The following is a 22,985-nucleotide window of genomic DNA, read 5'->3' as shown; positions in this document are numbered from 1 at the left end:
ATGCCTATAGGTGAGTCGTGAGTATTACCCAAAGCACTGAGCTACTTTCGCCCGCAGGTTCTTTAAAGAATATGCGTTACGCATTTGCCTATGGTGCAGATGCAGTTTATGCGGGACAACCGCGCTACAGCTTACGTGTACGTAATAATGCCTTTGATCACGACAACCTCGCAATAGGGATTAAAGAAGCACATGACTTAGGTAAAAAGTTTTATGTGGTGGTCAATATTCAGCCTCATAACAGCAAGTTAAAAAACTTTATTCGAGATTTAACGCCAGTAGTGGCGATGCAACCTGATGCTTTGATTATGTCTGATCCCGGACTGATTATGTTGGTCCGTGAACATTTTCCAGAGATGGCTATTCATTTATCTGTACAGGCCAATGCTGTGAATTGGGCTACCGTGAAGTTTTGGCAAAATATGGGATTAACTCGTGTCATTTTGTCACGTGAATTATCACTTGAAGAAATTGAAGAAATAAAAAAACAAGTCCCAGAGATGGAGATCGAGGTCTTTGTTCATGGTGCACTATGTATGGCATATTCTGGTCGTTGTTTACTTTCAGGCTATATGAATAAACGTGATGCAAATCAGGGTGCTTGCACCAATGCTTGTCGCTGGGAATATAACGTTCATATGGCCAAAGAAGATGTGAATGGTGATGTGATTGCAGTGCAGCAGCTTGATTCAGAGGGTCAAGCAACTCAATGCTGTCATGATACACAGTCCCAGCACAGTATGAACGAAGCCGTACTGCTACAGCGTAATGATGAAGAGATGTTTGCAGCAGAAGAAGATGAACATGGTACTTATTTTATGAACTCTAAAGATCTTCGTGCAGTTCAGCATGTAGAGCGTTTGAGTAAAATGGGAGTGCATTCGCTCAAGATTGAAGGACGTACCAAATCATATTTTTATTGTGCTCGTACTGCACAAATTTATCGTAAGGCGATTGATGATGCTTTGGCAGGACGAAAGTTTGATCCTGCATTGATGACACAGTTAGAAGGTCTTGCAAACCGTGGTTATACTGAGGGTTTCTTGCGCCGTCATGTGCATAGTGATTATCAAAATTATGCTACGGGTTCATCGGTTTTTGATCATCAGCAATATTGTGGCGAAGTGTTAGAGCGTCAGGGCGATTACTTAGTGATTGATGTAAAAAATAAATTTGTTGTAGGTGATTCTTTGGAGCTGATGACACCACAAGGCAATATTACATTTGAGTTAACTGAAATTTTAGATGCAAAAGGACAAATGATTGAGGCTGCCAAAGGTTCGGGTCATGTTGTTCGTATCGCTGCACCAGCCGATGTCGCTGTCGAGTTCGCATTATTGATTCGTAACTTACCTCAGTCTAGTCACGATATTTCTGCTTCATCTTTAGCTTATGTGGCAAGTTAAGAGATGAGTTTGATGATTACTGATGCCTGTATCAATTGTGATATGTGTTTAGCCGAATGCCCCAATCAAGCAATTTTTGAGGGTGAGCAATACTATGAAATTGATGTTGAGCGTTGTACAGAGTGCGTCGGGTTTTATGACCATCAAACCTGTGTCGAGGTCTGTCCAATTGAGTGTATTGTTGAACATCCTGACGTGCGTGAAAGCCAAGAGCAATTATTGGCAAAGTTTAAGGCGCTGAGGATCGTTTAAGATTGTTTTGGTAAAGCACGTCGTGGGGGTAACTAAAAAGTTGATCCCCCTTTTTTGCTAAGGGGGGGCATGTTGGAATGGTCAATAAAAAGATGCTTACTACAGACCTGTTATATTTAAAAAGACTAGATAGCGAATGAGCTAAACATTAACAATTCGTGCAGATTTGACCATATCACCTAAGCCATGTGTCTTAAAGTAATATTCAAGCCAGCTTTTTACGATCAGTGGATTATTCATCTTCAAGACTTGTTCAAGCAATGTTTGTGCATCACTCATTGAAACATTACAGATGGCTTTGCGTACACGTAATATATTGCTTGAACTCATGGATAATGTATTGAATCCCATGGCCATAAGTAATACAGCAGAGAGTGGATCACCAGCCATTTCGCCACAGATACTGATCGGTTTGTTGTATTTATGACACTCTACAACTAAGCGTTGTAGTGTGCGTAAGACTGAAGGGTGGAAGTGTGAATAGACACTGGAAACACGTGGATTATTTCGATCAACTGCTAAGAGATACTGAATTAAATCATTTGAACCCACGGAGAAGAAATCCACCAATTCAGCAAATTCATCAATTTGCAGCAGTACGCTTGGCACTTCAACCATTATGCCAATTTTAGGCTTAGTGATCTTAACTTCTTCCTCTTCTTGCACCGCGATCCAGTCACGTTCAAGTAGATAAAGCGCTTCTTCAACTTCACTGATACTGGTGACCATTGGAAGTAGTATGTGTAAGTTGTTTAGACCAATACTGGCCTTTAACATGGCGCGAATTTGTGAGGAGAAAATCTCAGGGTGATCTAGCGTAAAGCGAATCCCACGCCAACCCAGCGCAGAGTTTTCTTCTTTAATTTCAAAATAGGGTAGATCTTTGTCCGCACCAATATCGAGAGTACGCATGACCACTGGCTTATTGGCAAAGTGGCTGAGCTGTTGTCTGTAGATTGCACGTTGCTCTTCTTCACCAGGAAAGCGTTCACGTAGCATGAAGGGGATTTCAGAACGATAGAGTCCGACACCTTTTGCTCCACGTTGTACACCACGAACAACATCAATCATCAAGCCGGTGTTAACAAAAAGCCTTACCGTAACACCATCAGGTGTAATCGCATCTTTGGTTTCGTATTGTTTAAGGTCTTTAGCAATTTGTTCTTCTTCTTTTTGAATATCTTTATAGCGTTGACGTAAGCGGCGTGGTGGGTTGACAAAAACTCGGCCTTGATAAGCATCAACAATCAGCTCTACATCATCTAACGTATTGATTGGGAGTTCAGTCACTCCGACAACGGTTGGAATACCTAATGCTCGAGCAACAATGACCATATGTGAGTTAGCTGCACCTTCAGAGGTGACAATCGCTGCAATTTTCCCAACAGGCAATTCAACCAAAGCCGCAGTACTGATCTCTTCACCGATGATAATACTATCAGAACTGAGTTCTTTGTGGCTTGAATCTGCCTCTTGTAATGAGGCTAAAATACGTCGTCCGAGGTCTTTGAGATCAGCAACGCGTTCACGCAGATAGTCATCTTCCATCTGGGCAAATAATGCCACGTGACGATCAATAACTTTTTTAACAGCACCTTGTGCCCAGTGGCCATCTCGAATAAGTTCTTTAATCTCAGCGGGTAGGGCATTGTCATCAAGCATACGCAGGAAGACGCTAAATAAAGCACGCTCTTCGGACATTAAAGAGTCATGCATTTTCTCATCAAGAGAACTGATTTCTCCTCTTACGGATTCAATTGCTTGATCGAGTAAGATAAGTTCTTCGCTAATATCATCGGCTTCACGATCAGGAATGGCTGCTAAATCTGCTAATGGGTAGAGGATAATCGCACGGCCTAAAGCAATACCGCCTGCACCCGGTGAACCTTGAAAGGTTTTATAGGTTGATGATAAGTTGGGCTTACGAAAAACATCAATATTGCCAACAGCATGGGCATGGGCGATAACACCAGAAAGCTGTGCGCATAAGGTGACAAGGAATGATTCAGCAGCTTCGCTAAAGTCTTTGGCTTCACGGTTTTGTACAACCATAACCCCCATGACCTTGCGTCGATACATCACAGGAACGCCCAAGAAGGAGTGATAAATTTCTTCACCAGTTTCAGGGAAGTAAGCAAAACGTTCATGCTTTGAGACATTGTCTAAATTGACAATTTCTTCACGTTGTCCAACCAAGCCAACCAAGCCTTCGCCTAGTGGTAAAGCAACATTACCCACCGCCTCAGGGTTTAAACCTTTGGTTGCCATGAGGAGATAGCGTTGATTGCGTTCGTCAAATAAATAGATTGAACAGACATCAACATGCATGGCTTCAGAAACCTGGTTCACCATGATATCAAGGGAGTCATGCAAACAAACAGACGAATTGATTTCTTGCACAATTCGCCGCAAGGTTTCTAGTTGCATGTTTGACATTAATGCCAACTCCTCAATGTATTAAGCGCGATTGATCAGTCTGAATTTAGACCCCATAGTTATAGCAGCTGTAGGGTAAAAAAGCATTTGCCTTTTATAATGAATTTTTGCGGATATGTTGTGGTACACGTGCGCATAATTCCATCATGGCTTTACGGTAAACATCCCTTTTGAAATTCACAACTTGCCCAAGCGGATACCAATAACTTACCCACTGCCATTGATCAAACTCTGGTGATTCTGCCAGATTTAATCGAATAAATTGTGTAGAAGCCGTTAGTTTTAATAAAAACCATTTTTGCTTCTGGCCGATACATACCGGATCAGAGTCTGCCCGAATGTAGCGATGTGGCAAACGATAATGCAGCCAGCCTTCTGTTTGCGCAATTACCTGAACATGTTCAGGCAACAACCCAACCTCCTCACGCAATTCTCTAAATAGCGCCTGCTCGGGAGTTTCACCAAAATGAATCCCGCCTTGAGGAAATTGCCACGCATTGTGACCAATGCGTTTAGCCCATAACACCTGTCCACTATCATTTGCCAAAATGATCCCGACATTCGGTCGGAAACCTTCTGAGTCGATCATTTGGCTACCTAAAATCTATCTATATGTTGACTTTGATTCATTGGGCATTTGCCTTTTTGCCCATATCTAAAAAATCAAAGTAATAATGTTTTAAAATTGCTATGATCTTAACGAATTTCTATCGACTAGCGGAGATAGATTTACATTTTTTTTCTTAAATTTCAGTTTGAATGGAACTTTTCATGAAATTGGTACTGTTTGATCTAGATCATACCCTCCTTGATACCGACTCTGACCACGCTTGGGGTGAGTTTTTAGTGAATGAGGGGCTAGTCGATCCCGTTCGACATCGTCAAATGAATAATCAGTTTTACGAGGATTATAAAGCAGGACAGTTAGACCCTATTGCTTATAATGAGTTTGTCTTTGAGTTCTTAACGCAGCACAATCAACAACAATTAAAAGATTTGCATCAACAGTTTATGGATAAAGTCATTCGAGCCAAAATGCGTAAAGCGGGTTTTGAGGCGATTGAAAAACACCGTCAAGCAGGGCATCAATTGGTTGGAATCACTGCAACATCTGACTTTATTACTGCACCAATATTCAATGAGTTTGGTATTACGGACGTGATCGCAACAACGGCCGAAATCAAGGATGGTCAATACACTGGAAAAGTCGCAGGTACACCTTGTTATCAACAGGGTAAACTACTGCGTTTAGCACAGTGGTTAGCAGGTCGAGAGGTGAGTGAGTCATGGGCCTATTCGGATTCAATTAATGACCGTTTTTTACTTGAATATGCCGATCATGCCATCGTCGTTTCTCCAGATGATCGTTTAGAACAATTAGCAATACAGCAAGGTTGGCCGATTGAAGACTGGTCAATGACTGTAGAGGCCTAAGTAAAGTAACTATTTAGCGATGACCTCTAACATTTCTCTTGTAAAATCATGTATGTTGGATCTATAGAGGATTAAGTTCTCAATATAGATATCAATTGAAAGGAGTACGAAAATGAATGGTTTAAGACCAAGAATGACTTATTTGTTTGAGCAACTCGGCTTGGATGCAAGTCAAGATGCGATTGCTCAATTCATTGAACAACATCAACTCGCTGCACAAGTTGATATTTTGCAAGCAGATTTTTGGAATGCATCTCAACGTGCTTTTTTAGAAGAAAAAATGAACTCTGATGGGGAGTGGACAACTGTTATTGATCAACTGAATGAGTCTTTGCATGAAGATTCTGTAAAAATTGGAAAATAATGAGTTGGGCGATTTGATGGTAAATAGCATTAAATCGCCCAGTTAATGTTTATTCTACGATTTTAATGAGTTCTTCGAGTGCTCTAGATTGAGTGCGGCCAGGATGCCACACGATTCCTAACTGGCGACTCATCTCTAAATTTAGATCAAGCTGCTGTAATTCATCATTGATCAAGGTTTTTGGTAAAACTGACCAACCGAGTCCAATTGAAACCAACATACGAATTGTTTCAAGAGGGTTGTTACTCATACTGACACGGGGTTTTAAACCTTCTTTTTCAAACTCATGCAATGTGATTTGACTTGTAAAGGTTTGTGCCGCTGGCAATAGACTTGGATACTCAATCAGATCTTTTAGCTGTAGATTCTTTTTTTCAGCTAAAGGGTGAAATGGGGCACTAACAAAGACCAAAGGGTCATCCCAAATATTAATATATTTAAGACGGCTATCTAAAATTGGCGGTAAAGTTAAAAAGGCTAACTCTAAATCACCAGCCAAGACTTGTTCATGCGCTTGTTCTGAATCGACGAAGTGTACATCTAAAACAACCTCACTAAAGCGTTGAGTATATTGTTTTAAATAATCAGGTAAATGATGCAATCCAATGTGATGGCTTGTGCCAATTTTAACTGTGCCACGGACCTCATCTTGTTCATGGCTTAAGGTGTGGTGGATATCATTAAGTTCATTGATCCAATTTTTTACTTTAGGAAGTAAAGAGTTGGCAGCATGAGTCGGCTGTACTCCACGGCCAGCAGATTCAAAGAGTTTAACGCCAAAGTAGTTTTCTAAAGTATGGATACGTTTGGTGACAGCGGGTTGAGTAATAAACAGCAGTTCTGCAGCCATAGAAATAGATCCAGTTTCCATAACTTTAATGAAGGCATCAAAAGCTGCGAGATTCATAGATACACCATTCGTCAAAACGACTTTAACTTATCAATTAAGTCCTGTCGTGATAATACTCATTTAGAGTTTACAATGATTCTTTCCTTAAGCTTAAATTCATTATCTAAATTAATAAATTAAGTTTAATTAAAGTTCCTATGCACATCATAAATAAATTTATGTGAAATGGTTAACACTTTTTTGTATCAATTCACACTTTTTTGTAAAACAAAAAAGCATACTTCTTCGGTGCAAGAAGTATGCTTAAGTTGTTTTAAATCATTTATTTTAATTATTTGTTTTTATTTTAATTCAGTTTAATAACTTGCTATTCCATAGTTTTTCGTGAAAAAAGAAAGCAAATGCTTGAACAGTTGGTTCCACTAAACTGAGTGTCATGGCAACCAATAAGTTTCCAGTCACGAGATACGCAACTAACATTGCAATACTTATATGCATGATGTAGTAGCTTAAAGTTTTTTTAAGAGTGCGTTGATTGTAACGCATAAAAGTTTTCACGCAGCTCATCGTTCTCTCACTCCTTAAACTAAGTTTGCTGTACAATATTTGCAAATGATAATCATTATTATTTAATTTGTCTAGTGTAAATTGAAAATGAATTAAATTTTTTTACTCAATAGTGATGTATTACTTTAAGTTTGTTTATTTATAAAAATGATAAATTAGAATAATGAATAAAGCTGGGTATAATAGGTTTAAACAGAAATACCTAGATCTATGGAGCACGTCGACATGGCAGGCAATATTCAAAAAACACTTTACGATAAATTGTGGGATGACCACTTAGTTAAGCAACGTGATGATGGCTCATGCTTACTTTATATTGATCGCCATTTATTACATGAGGTGACTTCACCACAGGCTTTTGAGGGCTTGCAACTTGCTGGTCGTCAGCCATGGCGTTTAAGTGCCAATATTGCAACACCAGACCATAATGTACCGACTTCAAAAAAAGAACGTGCTGCTGGGATTGCAGGTATTGAAGATGAAACTTCACGTATTCAAGTGCAAACCTTAGATGACAACTGTCGCGCTTTTGATATCACTCAATTTGATATCAATGATGTCCGTCAAGGAATCGCACATGTTGTTGGTCCTGAGCAAGGTTTAACTTTGCCTGGTATGACGGTTGTTTGTGGTGATTCACATACAGCTACGCACGGGGCTTTTGGTTGTTTGGCACATGGGATTGGAACTTCTGAAGTTGAACATGTGTTAGCAACACAGTGTTTAGTGCAAAAGAAAATGAAAAACATGTTGGTTCGTGTCGATGGACAATTGGGCCAAGGCGTTACTCCTAAAGATGTTGTATTGGCGATCATTGGTAAAATTGGTACTGCTGGTGGTACAGGTCATGCGATTGAATTTGGTGGCCAAGTTTTCAAAGACATGTCTATTGAAGGCCGTATGACCGTTTGTAATATGGCGATTGAAGCTGGTGCTCGTGTGGGTATGGTTGCAGTCGATGATAAGACCATTGAATATGTGAAAAACCGTCCATATTCACCACAAGGTGATCAGTGGGATGCAGCGGTTGAGTACTGGAATACTTTACATTCCGATGCTGATGCCAAGTTTGATACTGTTGTTGTGATGCAAGGTGAAGAGATTGAACCGCAAGTCTCTTGGGGTACTTCGCCAGAAATGGTGATCCCAGTGTCGCAAGATGTACCTACTTTAGAACAAGCAAAAGATGATGTGCAGCGTAGTGATTGGACACGTGCTTATCAATATATGGGTTTAAATGCGGGTCAAGCTTTGGATCAAATCCAATTGGATCGAGTGTTTATTGGTTCTTGTACCAACTCACGTATTGAAGACATTCGTGCGGCAGCTGAAGTGATCCGTGGTCGTAAAGTTGCAGCAAGTATTAAGCAAGCGATGATTGTGCCTGGTTCTGGTTTGGTAAAAGAGCAAGCAGAGCAAGAAGGCTTAGATAAAATCTTTATTGAAGCCGGCTTTGAATGGCGCGAACCCGGTTGTTCAATGTGTTTGGCAATGAACGCTGATAAATTGCAACCAGGTGAGCACTGTGCTTCAACCTCAAACCGTAACTTTGAAGGTCGTCAAGGTAATGGTGGTCGAACACATTTGGTGAGTCCAGCAATGGCAGCCGCTGCAGCAATCGCAGGGCACTTTGTCGATGTACGTAACTTTTAATAGGGGATGACGATGCAAGCCTATACTATTGAACAAGGAATTGTTGCGCCGTTGGATCGTGCCAATGTCGATACTGACTTAATTATTCCAAAACAATTTTTAAAATCAATCAAACGTACTGGTTTTGGTGATAACTTATTTGATGAATTGCGTTATCTTGATGAAGGCTATCCAGGTCAAGACAATTCAAAGCGTCCAATCAACCCAGACTTCGTGCTTAATCAAGCGCGCTACCAAGGGGCTAGTATTTTGATTGCACGCCAAAACTTTGGTTGTGGTTCTAGTCGAGAACACGCACCTTGGGCATTGAGTGAATACGGTTTTAGAACTGTAATTGCTTCCAGTTTTGCAGATATTTTTTTCAACAACTGCTTTAAAAACGGTATGTTGCCTGTTATTTTGCCTGAAGAAGTTGTTGATCAATTGTTTAAACAGTGTGCTGAACAGCAGGGGTATCAGTTAACTGTAGATTTAGAAGCACAGCAAGTACGTACACCAAATGGTGAGGTTTTTGCTTTTGAAGTCGACCCATTTCGTAAGCATTGTTTGTTAAATGGCTTAGATGATATTGGTTTAACTTTACAAGCAACAGATGAAATTCGTGCTTATGAAGAGAAGACGCAAAAGGCACGTCCTTGGGTGTTTCGTGAGCTTAAGGCTTAAGGCGATTATTGGTTAGGAAACTCATAGCGCCACTGCCTGACACCTGTTAAGATTCGGAGCACATTTGTCTTGGTTTTATTGATAGGGGTTGGGCTGTGTAATGTTTCGTAGTCATATCATTATCATTGGCTTAGTGAGTATTTTACTAAGTGCTTGTCAATCTACCCATTTTGCATTGGATCGGTTAATGATTCAGCAGGTAGAAAAGCGGCCTTATGCGGAAAATAACGTGAGCTTATATTGTGCTGGTGCTAAGAGCTGTGAGTTTAGTCGTGTTGATCAAATAGAGATTGTGAACGATCAAAGTAAGCGTGTGAACCCAGATGCAATCCGTAAAGGTTATGTTCATCTGACGGGTGAAGGGCGAGATCAGAGCAACTTATACTTGACCATACCTTCGAAGCAACATGAAGTGGTTGTGCGTTTCTATCCAATTTCAAATAAGCATGCTGAAGTATTTCATTTCATTCATCAATTTAAGCCAAATAAAAGCTATCTTTTGACAATGTATAGAAAACAGGGTCAAAAGACAGGCAGTTTACTTAATGTTTCGGCTCCAGCACCATTATGTGTTGATGTGCGCGAAACAAATAAATTGGTACGCCGCTTTTGTCGCCCCCATAATGCAGTAACAGGGGTCAGCGAGTTTGTGGAAGAAAAGATTTAATTTATACAGTTTTTATAGAACTGTACGACCTATGGAACAAGACAATGTCTAAAAATATTTTAATTCTCGCGGGTGATGGGATTGGTCCTGAAATTATTGCAGCGGCTGAGCAAGTTTTACAACGTGTAAATACTAAGTTTGGTTTAGAGCTTACTTGGCAACATGGTTTGCTTGGTGGTGCCGCAATTGATGCTCATGGCGAACCCTACCCAGCTGTGACTGCAAGCCAAGCTGCGAATGCAGATGCGATCTTGCTAGGTGCGGTGGGTGGTCCTAAGTGGGATAGCATTGAACGTTCAATTCGTCCAGAGCGCGGTCTATTAAAAATTCGTAGTGAGTTGAATCTATTTGCTAACTTACGACCTGCATTGCTTTACCCTCAATTGGCTGATGCATCAAGTTTAAAACCTGAGGTTGTTGCTGGATTAGATATTTTGATCGTTCGTGAACTTACAGGCGGGATCTATTTTGGTCAGCCTCGTGGTATTCGTGAATTGGAAAATGGCGAAAAACAAGGTTATAACACTGACGTTTATAGTGAATCAGAAATTAAACGTATTGCAAAAGTTGCTTTTGAATTGGCAGGCTTACGCGGTTCTAAAGTATGTTCAGTTGATAAAGCCAATGTGTTAGAAGTGACAGAGCTTTGGAAGCAAACTGTGACTGCTATGCAACAGGCTGAATATCCAAATATTGAATTGTCTCATATGTATGTCGACAACGCAGCGATGCAGTTGGTTCGTGCACCAAAACAATTTGATGTGATTGTAACGGGTAACTTGTTCGGTGATATTTTGTCGGATGAGGCAGCGATGCTCACAGGTTCAATTGGTATGCTTCCATCGGCATCTTTAGATGAAAATGGTAAAGGGATGTATGAGCCATGTCATGGTTCTGCGCCAGATATCGCAGGCCAAGATGTGGCTAACCCATTAGCTACCATCTTATCTGTCGCAATGATGTTGCGTTATAGCTTCCGTGAAGAAGCAGCAGCGAAGGCGATTGAGGATGCGGTTGGACAAGTATTGGATCAAGGTTTACGTACTGCCGATATCATGTCCGAAGGTATGCAACGTGTGGGTACAGTTGCAATGGGTGCTGCTGTGGTTGCTGCGTTGGGTGGTGAATAAAATTTAGATTAAATAGTTGATCGATTAAGCAGTCAGATGCATGCATCTGACTGCTTTTTTTTGCTGTTTTATGGGTTTGATGTCCCAAGATGACGTTGAATTTTTACAGATAAAAAGTGATTTTAATCAATAGAAAGTAAATAAGATTGAGGGTAAATTAGGGAAGAGTAATAAAGGAGATATCTTTAAGTTAAAGAGATCATGATTTTAATCATTCGGGGAAAATAAATGAAAAAAATACTTTTAGCCATGTCGGTAATATGCTTACCAACACTTGCCTTTGCTGACAATTGCGATAGTACCCGCAATACTTATGATGCGGTTTATTGTGATGGTAAAGTTTATGTGAGTGCAGATCAGGAACTGAATAAAAACTATCAGGAACTACGCAAGCTACTCAATAATGAACAAAAAAATACGTTAAAGCGTTCGCAATTGGCTTGGATTAAACAGCGAGATCAAGAATGCACACGAGAGTCTAATCGCGGTGATGTGATCAATACTTCATGTCAATTACGCAAAACACAAGAACGCAACTCATGGTTACGTGAACGCACGCGAGAATGTAAAACAATTGGTTGTAAAACTTCACTACTGAATGAAGTTTAGGTTGTCTAGAGGTTGAAAAGACATCCTTGGCATAAACAGTAAAAGCCACGTCATGTGGCTTTTCTTGCTTACACTAAGACTTAGCGTGCACGGTAAGTAATACGACCTTTGCTAAGATCGTAAGGCGTCATTTCGACTTTTACGCTATCGCCAGTCAAAATACGGATATAGTGTTTACGCATTTTACCAGAGATGTGTGCAACAACCTCGTGACCGTTTTCTAAACGTACACGAAACATAGTATTAGGAAGCGTTTCGGTGACAACGCCTTCGAACTCGATAAGTTCCTCTTTATTGGCCATAGCCTACCTGATGATCAAATTGGAAAGGCGCAAATTATAGGCAATATTTTGGCGAAAAACAAGAGAATGTATACACTGTCTTATTTGGATGGGGCTAAAATGAACGAACATTGAGATAAATAAATTCTACAAAAATTAGCTTATTATTATTGTCAGTATGGTCAATCGAAGCTAAGCTAAAACTAATTTTTTTGAGTATAAATGAATAACATACAAGGAAGGGCATAGCGTGAGTCAGCTAACTGATGCTTCGGTGGTATTGCGATTAGGCTATCAAGCGATTCGTCGTGCAGGATTGCCTACCGAAGAAATTTTAACAAAAGCCGGTGTGGCATTGAACCAAGTTCAGCAAAATGCAAGAACGCCTTTGAGCGCACAGTATGCCTTTTGGGTTGCAGCTGAAGAAGTGAGCAAAGACCCTGATATTGGTTTGCATTTGGGTGAGCACTTGCCGTTGTATCGTGGGCAAGTGATCGAACATTTATTTATTAGTAGTGAAAACTTTGGTGAGGGTCTAAAGCGTGCCTTAGCTTACCAGCGCTTGATTAGCGATGCTTTGCATGCACAACTGGTCGTTGAAGATGATCGTTGTTATTTGACCAATGGTGAGCAACCATGGGCAGATAACTTAATCAATCGTCATTTTTCTGAGTGTGCGTTGTCAGGTATTTTAAGGTTTTTTAAATTTATTACAGAAGGGCGTTTTGAGCCTTTGTATATAGATTTTAACTTTAATTCAGGTGCAAATGCTGACGAATACTTGCGTGTCTACGAGTGCCCTGTAAGTTTAGGGCAAAAAGAAACACGATTGTATTTTGATCCTGCGATCTTATCTTTCCCACTTTGGCAGGCTGAGCCTGAGTTGTTGCAACTCCATGAGCAGCTAGCGATTGAAAAGCTTCAAGAATTGGCACGCTATGATCTTGTGGGTGAGGTACGTCGTGCGATAGGTTCAACTTTAGAGAGTGGTGAAACGACGTTAGAAACAGTTGCAACACAATTAGATATTACACCTCGTCGACTTAGAACTCAGTTAAGTGAGGCCAATACCAGTTTTCAGCAGATCTTGTCTGACTATCGCTGTCGTTTAGCTAAAAAACTTTTGGCCAATACCAGTGAAAGTGTTGAACGTATTGTTTATTTAACAGGTTTTTCTGAGCCAAGTACTTTTTATCGGGCCTTTAAGCGTTGGACCAATGAAACACCTGTCGAGTATCGCAAACGTAAACAGCGTTAATCGTATTGTTGATTGAATTAAAAACACCCGTTGCATACGGGTGTTTTTTTGGGGGAAAACAGAACTAACGAGGACTATTCAGGCATGTTCAACCACTGTGGGCCTAAAGGAAGCTTGGGTAACTGAAACTGCTCTGGATAGTCGGCATGAATAAAATAAAGCCCATCGGGTGGTGCGGTAATCCCTGCAGCTTTACGGTCTTGGGCAGCAAAAATTTCATCAATGTGTTCAACTGGATACATACCTTGTCCGATCTCTAATAGACAGCCCATGATATTGCGTACCATATGATGTAAAAAACCATCGGCTTGAATATCAAGAACTAAAAATGCGCCATGGCGAATGAGGCGGCAGTGTCGTACATGGCGAACAGGTTGATTGGACTGACATGATGCAGCTCGAAAACTTTCAAAATTATGTGTACCTTCAAACTTTTTTGCAGCTTCAACCATGAGATCGACGTTTAAAGGATAAAAAGCATGTGTCACTTGTTTGTGAAGTAATGCAGGGCGCTGTGGTGATTGATAGACCACATAGCGATAACGTCTTGCTTGCGCTTTAAAACGTGCATGGAAGTCCTCATCCATGGGACGAATCCATTGTAAGGCAATATCTTTAGGCAGTTGACTATTGGCACCCATAAGCCAGCCACGTTCAGGGCGAATTGCACTGGTATCGAAGTGCGCGACCATATTGGTGGCATGCACTCCTGCATCGGTACGACCTGCACCATGTAAAGTAATAGGGTGGTCTGCAATTTTACTTAAAACCTTTTCTAAGGTTTCTTGAATGCTGCGAACACCAGCTTGTTGAGTTTGCCAGCCCCGGTAACGCATACCATTAAACTCAATTCCAATTGCGAAACGTTGCATAGCGACCCCTAATTTAAATGATCTGACCAATGTTGAACATACTGATCCGTGGTGCGGTATTCTAAATAAATTTTCAGAATTTTGGCATAGAGATCGGCATGACCATAACAGTCGTTGATAAGGATTGCTGCATTTTGCGTCCATTGGGTGATTGCATAACGTTGGTCCGTTTCACCTAAGGCCACTTGAGTGGTGAGTATGCATACACAGCCTTTTTGTCTGAGCAACTGTAATGCCTGAATAATTTCAGTATCACTGGCCATATTGCCTGTGCCATAGCCTTGTAAAATTAAAAAGTCAGGTGGCGTTTGACTGAGTTGCTTGAGGTTTTTAGCCAAGGTCGCTTTTTCAACGGGTTGTAACATCCAATTGAGGATATTAAGTTGTTGAGCGCGCTGTAGATGCGTTGTATGGACTTCAAAAGCGGCTTTAGGGCGTTGATTTAATTTTTCATGATATGCCAGACCATGAAATGCCTTAAGTGCTGTAGTGTGTAGTTTAAGCGCTGTTGCAGCATGGTAGAGTTGCTGATCAAATGCGAGATAGACACCAGCCTCTACATGCAAAATATGCTTTAAGGCAGTATTGAGGTTGTCCATAGCATCACTGATTGGACGTAGCTGCTCGCCTGTTGGATCTAGGAGGGGAAACTGGCTTCCCGTCAAGATGACGTGGCAAGACTGTGCTAGGAAGCGCGACAGCGTTGCTGCGGCATAGCTGAGAGTATCTGTGCCATGGATGATAATAAAGTGTTTGAATGTCTGCTGTAATTGCTGGATTTGTTGAATAAGCTGCAACCAATCAACTGCTGTACAAGCACTACTGTCTTTGATGGTTGTTGCAGAAAAACATTGTACGTCAAACTGTTTAGGTAATAATGTTTGTAGTTTTGGGAGAAAGCTGTGCTGAGGCATTGGAGCAAGTGGCTCACCCACACAACCAAAGGTGCCGCCCATATAAATTAAGGCAATTTTTTGCATAGCAATACAAATCTTCGGGACAATTTGCCCACATGATAATTTTAAATATAGATCGATGCTAGGGCTTGAGAGATCAGGCTGAGATCGTGTCTCAATTTTTCACCCTATTTAATCCAACAAGCCGATCATTTGATCGGCTTGTTGGGTATAGAGGATAAGTCAGAAGTACAGAGGCTTAAGCCTTATAATCAATCAGAATACGCAACATACGACGTAAAGGTTCAGCAGCACCCCAAAGTAATTGGTCACCCACAGTGAATGCGCCTAAATACTCTTTACCCATGTTGAGTTTACGTAAACGACCTACAGGCACAGTTAAAGTACCGGTCACTGCAACTGGCGTTAAATCAGTCATTGATGCTTCACGCGTGTTTGGTACAACTTTAGCCCATGGATTAGACTGACGAATCATGTCTTCGATTTCATCTAATGGCACGTCTTTTTTCAACTTTAGAGTCAATGCTTGTGAGTGACAACGCATTGCACCAATACGTACACAGTGACCATCGATCGGCACGATTTGTGAGTTGTTGAGGATCTTGTTGGTTTCAACCTGACCTTTCCACTCTTCTTTTGATTGGCCGCTTTCAAGTTGTTTGTCGATATACGGAATCAAAGAACCTGCTAATGGCACGCCGAATTGAGCAGAAGGGAAGCCTTCGCCGCGTTGTAATTCAGCAATACGGCTATCGATATCTAAAATCGCAGATTTAGGATCATCAAGTAGCTCTTTGGTATTGTTATATAAATAACCCATACCTGTGATCAGTTCACGCATGTTTTGTGCGCCTGCACCTGATGCAGCTTGATAAGTCATTGCAGAAAGCCATTCAACCAAATTGTTTTGGAATAATGAACCCATGCCCATGAGCATCAATGAAACTGTACAGTTACCACCAACAAAGGTTTTTACGCCATTGCTTAAGCCATCTTTAATGACATTGGCATTGACAGGGTCAAGTACAATGATCGCTTCATCTTCCATACGAAGTGTAGAGGCCGCATCAATCCAATAGCCTTTCCATGCTTCAGCTTTTAATTTTGGATAAACAGCTGAAGTATAGTCACCACCTTGACAGCTAATAATGACATCCATCTGCTTGAGACGTTCAATGTCCGTCGCATCCATAAGTGCTGGAGCGGTCTTGCCGCCATATGCAGGAGCTTCTCCCCCTGCGTTACTGGTTGAAAAATAAAATGGCTCAATATGCGCAAAATCATTTTCTTCAACCATACGTTGCATAAGGACGGAACCAACCATCCCGCGCCAACCGACCAGACCTACTTTCATGTCACTTTGCCTCGGTGCGTTAATATAAAAAATAAAAGGATTTTTCAGTGTATCAAAAGCGCCTGTAACTGCAAGCGTTACATAATTAAAACAGCAAGAATATTTTAAAAAATACGTAAATAATAATACTTAAGTAGAGTGTATTGTCCGATAAAAAAATAGACACCTGTACTAAACTTTCAAAAAACTAAAATTAACAGCATGAGTACTACATATGATTTGGATAAACGTAATTTCGGTGATTGTTATTTGGGCAAGTTTTTGGTCTTTGATTCCACGTGATGAGTGGTGGATTCGAGGGGCTGATTTTCCTCGCTTACAAATTTTAGCGTTGGGGGGCGTGGCATTATTATTGTTAATTTTTTGGCCTGCAGAATGGGATCTCTGGCGAATCATCATCTTAATTGGTCTGGTCGCAGCACTTATTTATCAGTTAAAAATGGTCTTACCCTATACTGTTTTTTGGAAAAAACAGGTTAAACAGGTGAGTCCTGAGCAGTTTAATCCAGATCAACAAATCTCGATTATTGTTTCAAATGTATTGATGACCAATCAACAGTACCATTTGTTAATTGAACATGTGCAGCAATATCAACCAGATATATTGTTAACCCTTGAAACAAATTTGGAATGGCAAGCTCAACTTGAAGTCATTGAAGCTGATTATCCCTACCGTGTACCTGTACCGCTGGATAATCTCTATGGTATGCATCTTTATAGTCGATTGCCTTTAAAAGATGTGGAGGTCAAGTTCCTATTAAGCGATGAAATTCCCTCGATTCATTGCACCGTAATTTTACGCACAGGCCAACCTGTACGTATCTATGCTTTGCATCCAAAACCACCAAGTCCTACAGAAGCTAAAAATTCGACATTACGAGATGCAGAGTTACTGATCATTGGTGATCATATAAAAGACTCAGATGAAAGCGGTATTGTGATGGGCGATTTAAATGATGTGGCTTGGTCAAAAACAACACGCTTATTTCAACGTGTCAGTGGATTACTCGATCCACGCATAGGCAGGCACTATGTCAATACTTTTCATGCAGATTATCGCTTTTTACGTTGGTCATTGGACCATGTATTTCATAGTACAGATTTTGCTTTGATTGAAATGTATCGTTTGTCTCATATCGGTTCTGATCATTTCCCTGTTTATGCGGTATTACAAACAGGCCGTGTTTTTGAGCAGTTACAAGAAGAGTTTGAACCTGAAGAGGGTGATGAAGAGGCGCTGCAAGATGCGATTCAAAGTGGTATTGAGCAGGCAAAAGAAGAAGAAAAACCTATACTTGATGTGATGGCACAACAACATGAAATACCGAAGACAAGCGTAATCGAAACGAAGCTATAGCGTTGAGTATTTGTCGGTTTTAGCTTACAAGTGATGAGTCTAGTGCGACCTAGTGGAAAAATACGATATTAGTTAACATATTTATCACAGCGTAGGGAAAGCGAATAAGAAAAAAGAAATAATAAAAAGACAAAACTCATGTCAGTTGAAAGGATAATAATGAGAAAAATAATAACGATGTTTGAACGATCACGCTAAGCCCGGATTTTGTGAAATACAAGATTCGGGCTTAGTTCTAAATCGTGTGGATTAATCTTGTTCTACCACTCGTTGATATAATGCCAAAGTCTGCTCACACATCTGCGCTAAGCTAAACTGCTGTACAGGGGCAACCTGTTGTCGCTGTTCAATATGCCATTTGAGCTGCATTTGCATACAGTCTAGATCATCGACTTCAATTAAACCTTGTGGGTACAACTGGCTAAGTATTTCAGCTACACCACCACGCTTCCACCCAATCACTGGTGTGCCTAAAGATAACGCTTCAAGCGCAGTACGTCCAAACGTCTCAGCTTGACTGGACAATGAAAGAACCACGTCGCTTAATGCTAACCATTCACGGATATCACTGCGATGGCCGACAAAGGTGATGTCATTGCTTAGACCAAGACTGGCTATTTTCTTTTCTATTTCATCTAAGTAAGCTGCTTTTTTCGGATCTGCACCACCTACAACCACAGCGTGTAATTGTGGGTATTTTTTATGTAGAGCCTGAACAAGCTCAATCAGGGTTTCATGACCTTTAAGGCGAGTAATTCGGCCAGGTAGACAAATCAGAAAACGGTTTTCAAGCTGTGGATAGTCATGAAAGGTTTTTTGTAGCCACTGTGCAGATGGTTGGTAGTTGTGAGGAAAGGCCTGTGGGTCGATGCCGCGATAGATACGAACGATATTCTTGGCGGGACAATGAGGATAATGCGTATGAATGTACTCGACAACACTATCAGAGACAGCAATCACTTTTTCCGCCTGAGTCATAATCGCACTATAACGGTTAACTGAATAGAAGCCGTGTACGGTACTGATCAAATGCGGTTGCTGTGCAGCAGGAATTCCTCTGAGTGCGAAATGGGTCAACCAAGCTGGAACACGCGAGCGAACATGTAAGATATCAGGTTGATGCTGTAAAATTAATTTACGAAGCGGGCGGATTTGCCACAGACTGGCAAGAGACTTCCGATGAATGGCAAGACTGAGGTGCTGTGAGCCCTCAGCTTCAAGCTGATGTACCATACGGCCGCCATTAGAGACAACGAGTGATTGATGGCCAGCGGTGACCAGCGCTTTGGCGATCTCAAGTGTACCGCGCTCTACGCCACCGCTATTTAGTTCAGGAAGAAGTTGCATCACTTTCATGGCTGAGACCTTATTGTTATTACGTTGAATGTGTTTGGAGCTTATTGCTGCACGTTGTGTATGGCGCTACAGCACTTGAAGTGAAACAGACTAATAGATGTGCTCATAGCCTTCGGGACGTGTTTTAAAACGTCGATGAAACCACATATATTGGGTTGGGGCTATACGTAGCTGATTTTCAATAATTTTGTTGACTCGGGTTGCATCAGCAACTTCATCATCACTGGGCATATTGTCTAAAGCAGGTTCGATTAAAATATGATAACGCGGGTCGTGTACATCACCATAACGATAAAAATATAAAGGAATAGCAGCAGCTTTAGAGATTTTTAATAAACGTCGATGGGCTGTTACTGTTGCAGCAGCAGTGCCAAAGAAAGGCGCCATCACACCTTGTTTTAAACCAAAGTCTTGGTCTGGACTATACCAAATTGCATGTCCATTTTTTAATTGGCGAATTAAACCACGCATATCATCATGATCAATTTGATGCTGATAAATAGTGGCACGACAACGATAGATCAACAGGTCGAGCAGAGCATTGTTTTGTGGGCGGTAGACGACATCAGGGTCAAAGTACTGCGAACAAATAAAACCCCCAGCATCAAGTAAAGTGCTGTGTGTGCCCAGAAGCAGTACGCCTTGTCCTTGAGCTTGAGCATTATTGATGTGTTCAAGTCCCTCAATGCTTACTCGATCTTTAAACCATTGCGGTGAATACCACGCATTGAGCGTTTCAAATACACCAAGCATCATATCGATAAAGACTTGACGAGAATTCTGCTCAACTTCTTCCTCAGACCATTCAGGAAAACACACTTGTAAATTACGTATGGTCGTTTTTCGACGTGATTTTAAATATTTAAAAGCTATATTACCTAAGACATGTGCTAAACGATGTTGCACAGACCATGGCAAAATCGCCAATATCATTAAAAAAACAATTGCAATCCAAATCCCCCAGTATTTTGGAAGCAGGAAAGACCATTGAAATTGACCAGGTTGATAGGGTTTATGTTGGCTCATTTAGTTGCTTAGAGATTGATTTCTTAGGGAACTGTGCCAAGTGTAGCATGAAGCACTTCGAGATTTAAAAGGCCCTCTGGATAAAAAATACCGTCTTTCGACGGTATTTTTATGATGGGGTTAATTTGTGGTTATTGATTTTCCAACTGATCCCAACGTTCCAGTTTCTCAAGCAATAACATATCGATATCGGCAAGACGCTGTGATGCTTGTGTTGCAGCAGCTGCATCACTTACAAACCAACTGCCATCTGCAAGCTTTTTATTGAGCTGTGCCTGTTCCTGCTCCAATTGTTCAATTTCAGCAGGCAGTTGTTCAAGTTCGCGTTGATCTTTATAACTGAGTTTGGCTTTCTTCACGATGGGTGTTGCTGCCGCTTCCGCTTTTGCGAGGGCTTTTTTTACATCACTCTTCTGGTCCACAACGGTTTGATTCGGACGTTGCTCTAAGTAGTCTTGATAGCCACCAATATATTCATCGATGTTGCCTTTACCATCAAACACCCAAGTTGAAGTCACAACGTTGTCCATAAATGCACGGTCATGGCTGATTAATAACAGCGTGCCCTTGTATTCAGAAAGCATTTCTTCGAGAAGCTCAAGGGTAACCATATCTAGATCGTTGGTTGGCTCATCCATGACAATTAAGTTTGATGGTTTGAGTAACAACTTCGCAAGCAGAATACGGTTACGCTCGCCTCCAGACAGTGCTTTAACAGGGGTACGTGCACGTTCTGGTGAGAAGAGGAAATCTTGTAAATAACTATAAATATGACGACGTTGACCATTTACATCAACAAAGTCAGAGCCTTCAGATACGTTGTGTAATACAGATTTTTCTAAATCGAGTTGGTTACGTAATTGGTCAAAATAAGCAACTTCTAATTGAGTACCTGTCTTAACAGTACCGCCGTGTTCGATTTCACCTAAGATTGCTTTGATCAGTGTGGTTTTACCAACGCCATTATCACCAACTAGACCAATACGGTCACCACGCATTACGAGGCAAGAGAAACCATTGATCAGTTGTTTTTGATCGTAACTGACCGATAGGTTTTCGATTTCAAAGACCACTTTACCTGAACGAGCAGCTTCCTGAACACCCATGTTGACTTTGCCTTGTTGTGAGCGGCGTGCCTTAGACTCTTCACGCAAGCTCTTTAAAGCACGGACACGACCTTCATTACGGGTACGACGTGCTTTAATCCCTTGACGAATCCAAGCCTCTTCTTCAGCAAGCTTTTTGTCAAAGAGCGCATTTTGTTTTTCTTCAGCTTCAAGTTGTTGGGCTTTTAAATCAAGATAAGTTGAATAGTTACCTTCATAACTGCGAAGAACACCGCGATCTAATTCGACAATACGAGTAGCAATACTGTCAACAAAGCTACGGTCATGTGAAATAAATAATAGGGTTAGGTTGTTTTGATCAAGAAGAAACTTTTCTAGCCATTCAATACTTTCTACATCTAAATGGTTGGTCGGTTCATCAAGTAATAACACATCAGGTTGAGTCAAGAGCGCACGCGCTAAGAGCACACGTCGTTTACGTCCTCCTGAAAGTTCTGCTAAGTCAGCTTGTGGGTCCAAGCCCATTTTACTCAATATAGCATTGACCTTGGTTTCTAAAGACCAGCCATCGAGTTGGTCGAGTTTGTGTTGTAACTCGCCCATAACTTCACACGCTTGCATATCACCAGCAACACAAGAATCACTTGCTTGATGGTAGGCTTTTAGGACTTTGGCTGCTTCACCAGCACCTTCAGCAACGATATCGGCAACTGTGCCTGTATCCATTGGTACGTCTTGTGCTAGCATGGAAACGCTTAGACCGTTTTGAATCGAGACTTCGCCTTGATCAGGAATTAAGCTTCCTTCAATTAATTTTAATAGTGTGGATTTTCCCTCACCATTGCGACCAATTAAACAGACACGTTCGCCACGTTCTAAGTTAAAATTTGCGCCGTCGAGGAGTGCAGGTCCACCGAATGCGAGTTGGACGTCCCTTAACGTAATATAGGCCATAGTGTTTCCTGAAATCCCAAATGAGGTCTAAAAATGACTAATGCAAAAAAAATAGATGATCATGCGCCATTGTCCGCACCCATCGAAGATTTGCAAGTGAGAATTGCATTTTTGGATGATTTAGTTGAGCAATTAGATGCTGAAGTTGCTCGACAAAATGCAGAACTTGCTGATTTAAAAAAGCAATTACAGTTTTTGTATCAACGAGTAGATGCTTCGGATCTATCTCAAGGGATAGCTCCATTTGACCCTCTGAGTGACATTCCACCGCATTACTAAATGCTGCTTATCTGTATAGCCCACTGCATTTTTTGAGTTTTGCAGTGATAATTGGCATTTATCGTGTTCTCTTATGTGAATTTTATTTGACCTAAGCCTTGAACATGGTTGTAATGCATAACAACTTGATCGCTACATCTATTGAATATGCAAAACACTGTCGCTTTAGTCGATTTGCAAGGCTACTCTCCAAATATACAACAGCTCACTGCAATGCTTGAGCAATACAGTAC

The 22,985-nt window shown here is 41.0% G+C and carries 23 protein-coding genes; 12 read left to right on the top strand and 11 right to left on the bottom strand.

Going from position 1 to position 22,985, the window contains the following annotated elements; genetic code table 11:
• Window positions 1-17: 17 nt before the first annotated feature.
• Entirely contained in the window at window positions 18-1,406 is a 1,389-nt protein-coding gene (trhP, locus tag Aru01_RS12070) for a prephenate-dependent tRNA uridine(34) hydroxylase TrhP (protein WP_016657584.1), read from the top strand.
• Between the two features lie 3 nt (window positions 1,407-1,409).
• On the top strand, window positions 1,410-1,658 hold the full coding sequence (locus Aru01_RS12065) for a YfhL family 4Fe-4S dicluster ferredoxin (RefSeq protein WP_040331414.1): 249 nt from the start codon (window positions 1,410-1,412) through the stop codon (window positions 1,656-1,658).
• A 141-nt stretch (window positions 1,659-1,799) separates the two neighbouring features.
• Here Aru01_RS12065 and ptsP read toward each other — a convergent pair whose 3' ends face one another.
• The gene (gene ptsP / locus Aru01_RS12060; RefSeq protein ID WP_016657582.1) at window positions 1,800-4,094 is read right to left on the bottom strand and encodes a phosphoenolpyruvate--protein phosphotransferase; all 2,295 of its coding nucleotides are present in this window, start codon (window positions 4,092-4,094) and stop codon (window positions 1,800-1,802) included.
• Between the two features lie 94 nt (window positions 4,095-4,188).
• Window positions 4,189-4,683: an RNA pyrophosphohydrolase gene (locus tag Aru01_RS12055; protein WP_016657581.1), complete on the bottom strand. Its 495-nt coding sequence runs from the start codon at window positions 4,681-4,683 to the stop codon at window positions 4,189-4,191.
• A gap of 182 nt (window positions 4,684-4,865) precedes the next feature.
• Here Aru01_RS12055 and Aru01_RS12050 point away from each other — a divergent pair, with 182 nt between their 5' ends.
• Window positions 4,866-5,528, top strand: coding sequence for an HAD family hydrolase (locus Aru01_RS12050; protein ID WP_016657580.1), 663 nt, complete (start codon window positions 4,866-4,868; stop codon window positions 5,526-5,528).
• A 112-nt stretch (window positions 5,529-5,640) separates the two neighbouring features.
• The gene (locus tag Aru01_RS12045; RefSeq protein ID WP_016657579.1) at window positions 5,641-5,892 is read left to right on the top strand and encodes a DUF2789 family protein; all 252 of its coding nucleotides are present in this window, start codon (window positions 5,641-5,643) and stop codon (window positions 5,890-5,892) included.
• A 49-nt stretch (window positions 5,893-5,941) separates the two neighbouring features.
• Here the strand turns inward: Aru01_RS12045 and Aru01_RS12040 are convergent, their stop codons facing one another.
• Both Aru01_RS12040 and Aru01_RS12035 read right to left on the bottom strand, forming a co-directional pair.
• Window positions 5,942-6,799 (bottom strand): LysR family transcriptional regulator, encoded by an 858-nt coding sequence (locus Aru01_RS12040; RefSeq protein WP_016657578.1) that lies wholly within the window; start codon window positions 6,797-6,799, stop codon window positions 5,942-5,944.
• Window positions 6,800-7,093: 294 nt separating this feature from the next.
• Complete coding sequence (locus Aru01_RS12035) at window positions 7,094-7,309, bottom strand: DUF2061 domain-containing protein (RefSeq protein WP_016657577.1); 216 nt, start codon at window positions 7,307-7,309, stop codon at window positions 7,094-7,096.
• Between the two features lie 225 nt (window positions 7,310-7,534).
• Between Aru01_RS12035 and leuC the strand changes: the two genes are divergently transcribed.
• The 5 genes from leuC to Aru01_RS12010 all read left to right on the top strand — a co-directional run bounded on the left by leuC (window position 7,535) and on the right by Aru01_RS12010 (window position 12,031).
• Entirely contained in the window at window positions 7,535-8,962 is a 1,428-nt protein-coding gene (gene leuC / locus Aru01_RS12030; RefSeq protein ID WP_016657576.1) for a 3-isopropylmalate dehydratase large subunit, read from the top strand.
• Between the two features lie 12 nt (window positions 8,963-8,974).
• A complete protein-coding gene (gene leuD, locus Aru01_RS12025) occupies window positions 8,975-9,625 on the top strand; it encodes a 3-isopropylmalate dehydratase small subunit (protein WP_016657575.1) in 651 nt (216 codons plus the stop codon).
• A gap of 100 nt (window positions 9,626-9,725) precedes the next feature.
• Complete coding sequence (locus Aru01_RS12020) at window positions 9,726-10,292, top strand: hypothetical protein (protein WP_016657574.1); 567 nt, start codon at window positions 9,726-9,728, stop codon at window positions 10,290-10,292.
• 44 nt (window positions 10,293-10,336) lie between these two features.
• A complete protein-coding gene (leuB, locus tag Aru01_RS12015) occupies window positions 10,337-11,422 on the top strand; it encodes a 3-isopropylmalate dehydrogenase (protein ID WP_016657573.1) in 1,086 nt (361 codons plus the stop codon).
• 228 nt (window positions 11,423-11,650) lie between these two features.
• The gene (locus tag Aru01_RS12010; protein ID WP_016657572.1) at window positions 11,651-12,031 is read left to right on the top strand and encodes a lysozyme inhibitor LprI family protein; all 381 of its coding nucleotides are present in this window, start codon (window positions 11,651-11,653) and stop codon (window positions 12,029-12,031) included.
• Window positions 12,032-12,111: 80 nt separating this feature from the next.
• Here the strand turns inward: Aru01_RS12010 and infA are convergent, their stop codons facing one another.
• The gene (infA, locus tag Aru01_RS12005; protein WP_016657571.1) at window positions 12,112-12,333 is read right to left on the bottom strand and encodes a translation initiation factor IF-1; all 222 of its coding nucleotides are present in this window, start codon (window positions 12,331-12,333) and stop codon (window positions 12,112-12,114) included.
• 229 nt (window positions 12,334-12,562) lie between these two features.
• Between infA and Aru01_RS12000 the strand changes: the two genes are divergently transcribed.
• The gene (locus tag Aru01_RS12000) at window positions 12,563-13,570 is read left to right on the top strand and encodes an AraC family transcriptional regulator (RefSeq protein WP_016657570.1); all 1,008 of its coding nucleotides are present in this window, start codon (window positions 12,563-12,565) and stop codon (window positions 13,568-13,570) included.
• Between the two features lie 74 nt (window positions 13,571-13,644).
• On the opposite strand, the gene truA is transcribed toward Aru01_RS12000, so the two are convergent.
• The 3 genes from truA to asd form a co-directional block, all read right to left on the bottom strand.
• Window positions 13,645-14,442, bottom strand: coding sequence for a tRNA pseudouridine(38-40) synthase TruA (gene truA, locus Aru01_RS11995; RefSeq protein ID WP_016657569.1), 798 nt, complete (start codon window positions 14,440-14,442; stop codon window positions 13,645-13,647).
• Window positions 14,443-14,450: 8 nt separating this feature from the next.
• Complete coding sequence (locus Aru01_RS11990; protein ID WP_016657568.1) at window positions 14,451-15,422, bottom strand: asparaginase domain-containing protein; 972 nt, start codon at window positions 15,420-15,422, stop codon at window positions 14,451-14,453.
• 175 nt (window positions 15,423-15,597) lie between these two features.
• Entirely contained in the window at window positions 15,598-16,713 is a 1,116-nt protein-coding gene (gene asd, locus Aru01_RS11985; RefSeq protein WP_016657567.1) for an aspartate-semialdehyde dehydrogenase, read from the bottom strand.
• Window positions 16,714-16,927: 214 nt separating this feature from the next.
• Between asd and Aru01_RS11980 the strand changes: the two genes are divergently transcribed.
• A complete protein-coding gene (locus tag Aru01_RS11980; RefSeq protein WP_016657566.1) occupies window positions 16,928-18,070 on the top strand; it encodes an endonuclease/exonuclease/phosphatase family protein in 1,143 nt (380 codons plus the stop codon).
• Between the two features lie 249 nt (window positions 18,071-18,319).
• Here Aru01_RS11980 and Aru01_RS11975 read toward each other — a convergent pair whose 3' ends face one another.
• The 3 genes from Aru01_RS11975 to Aru01_RS11965 all read right to left on the bottom strand — a co-directional run bounded on the left by Aru01_RS11975 (window position 18,320) and on the right by Aru01_RS11965 (window position 22,473).
• Window positions 18,320-19,426 carry a glycosyltransferase family 4 protein gene (locus Aru01_RS11975; RefSeq protein ID WP_016657565.1) on the bottom strand — a complete coding sequence of 369 codons (1,107 nt, stop codon included), beginning with the start codon at window positions 19,424-19,426 and terminating at the stop codon, window positions 18,320-18,322.
• 90 nt (window positions 19,427-19,516) lie between these two features.
• Window positions 19,517-20,452 carry an LpxL/LpxP family acyltransferase gene (locus Aru01_RS11970; RefSeq protein WP_016657564.1) on the bottom strand — a complete coding sequence of 312 codons (936 nt, stop codon included), beginning with the start codon at window positions 20,450-20,452 and terminating at the stop codon, window positions 19,517-19,519.
• Between the two features lie 131 nt (window positions 20,453-20,583).
• Entirely contained in the window at window positions 20,584-22,473 is a 1,890-nt protein-coding gene (locus Aru01_RS11965) for an ATP-binding cassette domain-containing protein (RefSeq protein WP_016657563.1), read from the bottom strand.
• 33 nt (window positions 22,474-22,506) lie between these two features.
• Here Aru01_RS11965 and Aru01_RS11960 point away from each other — a divergent pair, with 33 nt between their 5' ends.
• Window positions 22,507-22,752, top strand: a complete 246-nt coding sequence (locus Aru01_RS11960; RefSeq protein WP_016657562.1) for a SlyX family protein — start codon at window positions 22,507-22,509, stop codon at window positions 22,750-22,752.
• Window positions 22,753-22,985: the final 233 nt, after the last annotated feature.

This window comes from Acinetobacter rudis (genome assembly GCF_000829675.1).
GTDB classification, from domain to species: Bacteria; Pseudomonadota; Gammaproteobacteria; order Pseudomonadales; family Moraxellaceae; genus Acinetobacter; species Acinetobacter rudis.
Note: the sequence above shows the minus strand (reverse complement) of the source record. Positions and strands in the feature narration are given on the sequence as shown.

What these genes read in the sequence shown, in the direction of transcription:
- Aru01_RS11970 (WP_016657564.1), bottom strand. Translation starts at nt 20,452, where the DNA reads ATGAGCCAACATAAACCCTATCAACCTGGTCAATTTCAATGGTCTTTC.
- infA (WP_016657571.1), bottom strand. Translation starts at nt 12,333, where the DNA reads ATGGCCAATAAAGAGGAACTTATCGAGTTCGAAGGCGTTGTCACCGAA.
- Aru01_RS12050 (WP_016657580.1), top strand. Translation starts at nt 4,866, where the DNA reads ATGAAATTGGTACTGTTTGATCTAGATCATACCCTCCTTGATACCGAC.
- truA (WP_016657569.1), bottom strand. Translation starts at nt 14,442, where the DNA reads ATGCAACGTTTCGCAATTGGAATTGAGTTTAATGGTATGCGTTACCGG.
- asd (WP_016657567.1), bottom strand. Translation starts at nt 16,713, where the DNA reads ATGAAAGTAGGTCTGGTCGGTTGGCGCGGGATGGTTGGTTCCGTCCTT.
- leuD (WP_016657575.1), top strand. Translation starts at nt 8,975, where the DNA reads ATGCAAGCCTATACTATTGAACAAGGAATTGTTGCGCCGTTGGATCGT.
- Aru01_RS12045 (WP_016657579.1), top strand. Translation starts at nt 5,641, where the DNA reads ATGAATGGTTTAAGACCAAGAATGACTTATTTGTTTGAGCAACTCGGC.
- Aru01_RS11980 (WP_016657566.1), top strand. Translation starts at nt 16,928, where the DNA reads ATGATTTGGATAAACGTAATTTCGGTGATTGTTATTTGGGCAAGTTTT.
- Aru01_RS12035 (WP_016657577.1), bottom strand. Translation starts at nt 7,309, where the DNA reads ATGAGCTGCGTGAAAACTTTTATGCGTTACAATCAACGCACTCTTAAA.
- Aru01_RS12040 (WP_016657578.1), bottom strand. Translation starts at nt 6,799, where the DNA reads ATGAATCTCGCAGCTTTTGATGCCTTCATTAAAGTTATGGAAACTGGA.
- Aru01_RS12055 (WP_016657581.1), bottom strand. Translation starts at nt 4,683, where the DNA reads ATGATCGACTCAGAAGGTTTCCGACCGAATGTCGGGATCATTTTGGCA.
- leuB (WP_016657573.1), top strand. Translation starts at nt 10,337, where the DNA reads ATGTCTAAAAATATTTTAATTCTCGCGGGTGATGGGATTGGTCCTGAA.
- Aru01_RS12010 (WP_016657572.1), top strand. Translation starts at nt 11,651, where the DNA reads ATGAAAAAAATACTTTTAGCCATGTCGGTAATATGCTTACCAACACTT.
- ptsP (WP_016657582.1), bottom strand. Translation starts at nt 4,094, where the DNA reads ATGTCAAACATGCAACTAGAAACCTTGCGGCGAATTGTGCAAGAAATC.
- Aru01_RS12065 (WP_040331414.1), top strand. Translation starts at nt 1,410, where the DNA reads ATGAGTTTGATGATTACTGATGCCTGTATCAATTGTGATATGTGTTTA.
- leuC (WP_016657576.1), top strand. Translation starts at nt 7,535, where the DNA reads ATGGCAGGCAATATTCAAAAAACACTTTACGATAAATTGTGGGATGAC.
- Aru01_RS11965 (WP_016657563.1), bottom strand. Translation starts at nt 22,473, where the DNA reads ATGGCCTATATTACGTTAAGGGACGTCCAACTCGCATTCGGTGGACCT.
- Aru01_RS11975 (WP_016657565.1), bottom strand. Translation starts at nt 19,426, where the DNA reads ATGAAAGTGATGCAACTTCTTCCTGAACTAAATAGCGGTGGCGTAGAG.
- Aru01_RS11990 (WP_016657568.1), bottom strand. Translation starts at nt 15,422, where the DNA reads ATGCAAAAAATTGCCTTAATTTATATGGGCGGCACCTTTGGTTGTGTG.
- Aru01_RS12020 (WP_016657574.1), top strand. Translation starts at nt 9,726, where the DNA reads ATGTTTCGTAGTCATATCATTATCATTGGCTTAGTGAGTATTTTACTA.
- Aru01_RS11960 (WP_016657562.1), top strand. Translation starts at nt 22,507, where the DNA reads ATGACTAATGCAAAAAAAATAGATGATCATGCGCCATTGTCCGCACCC.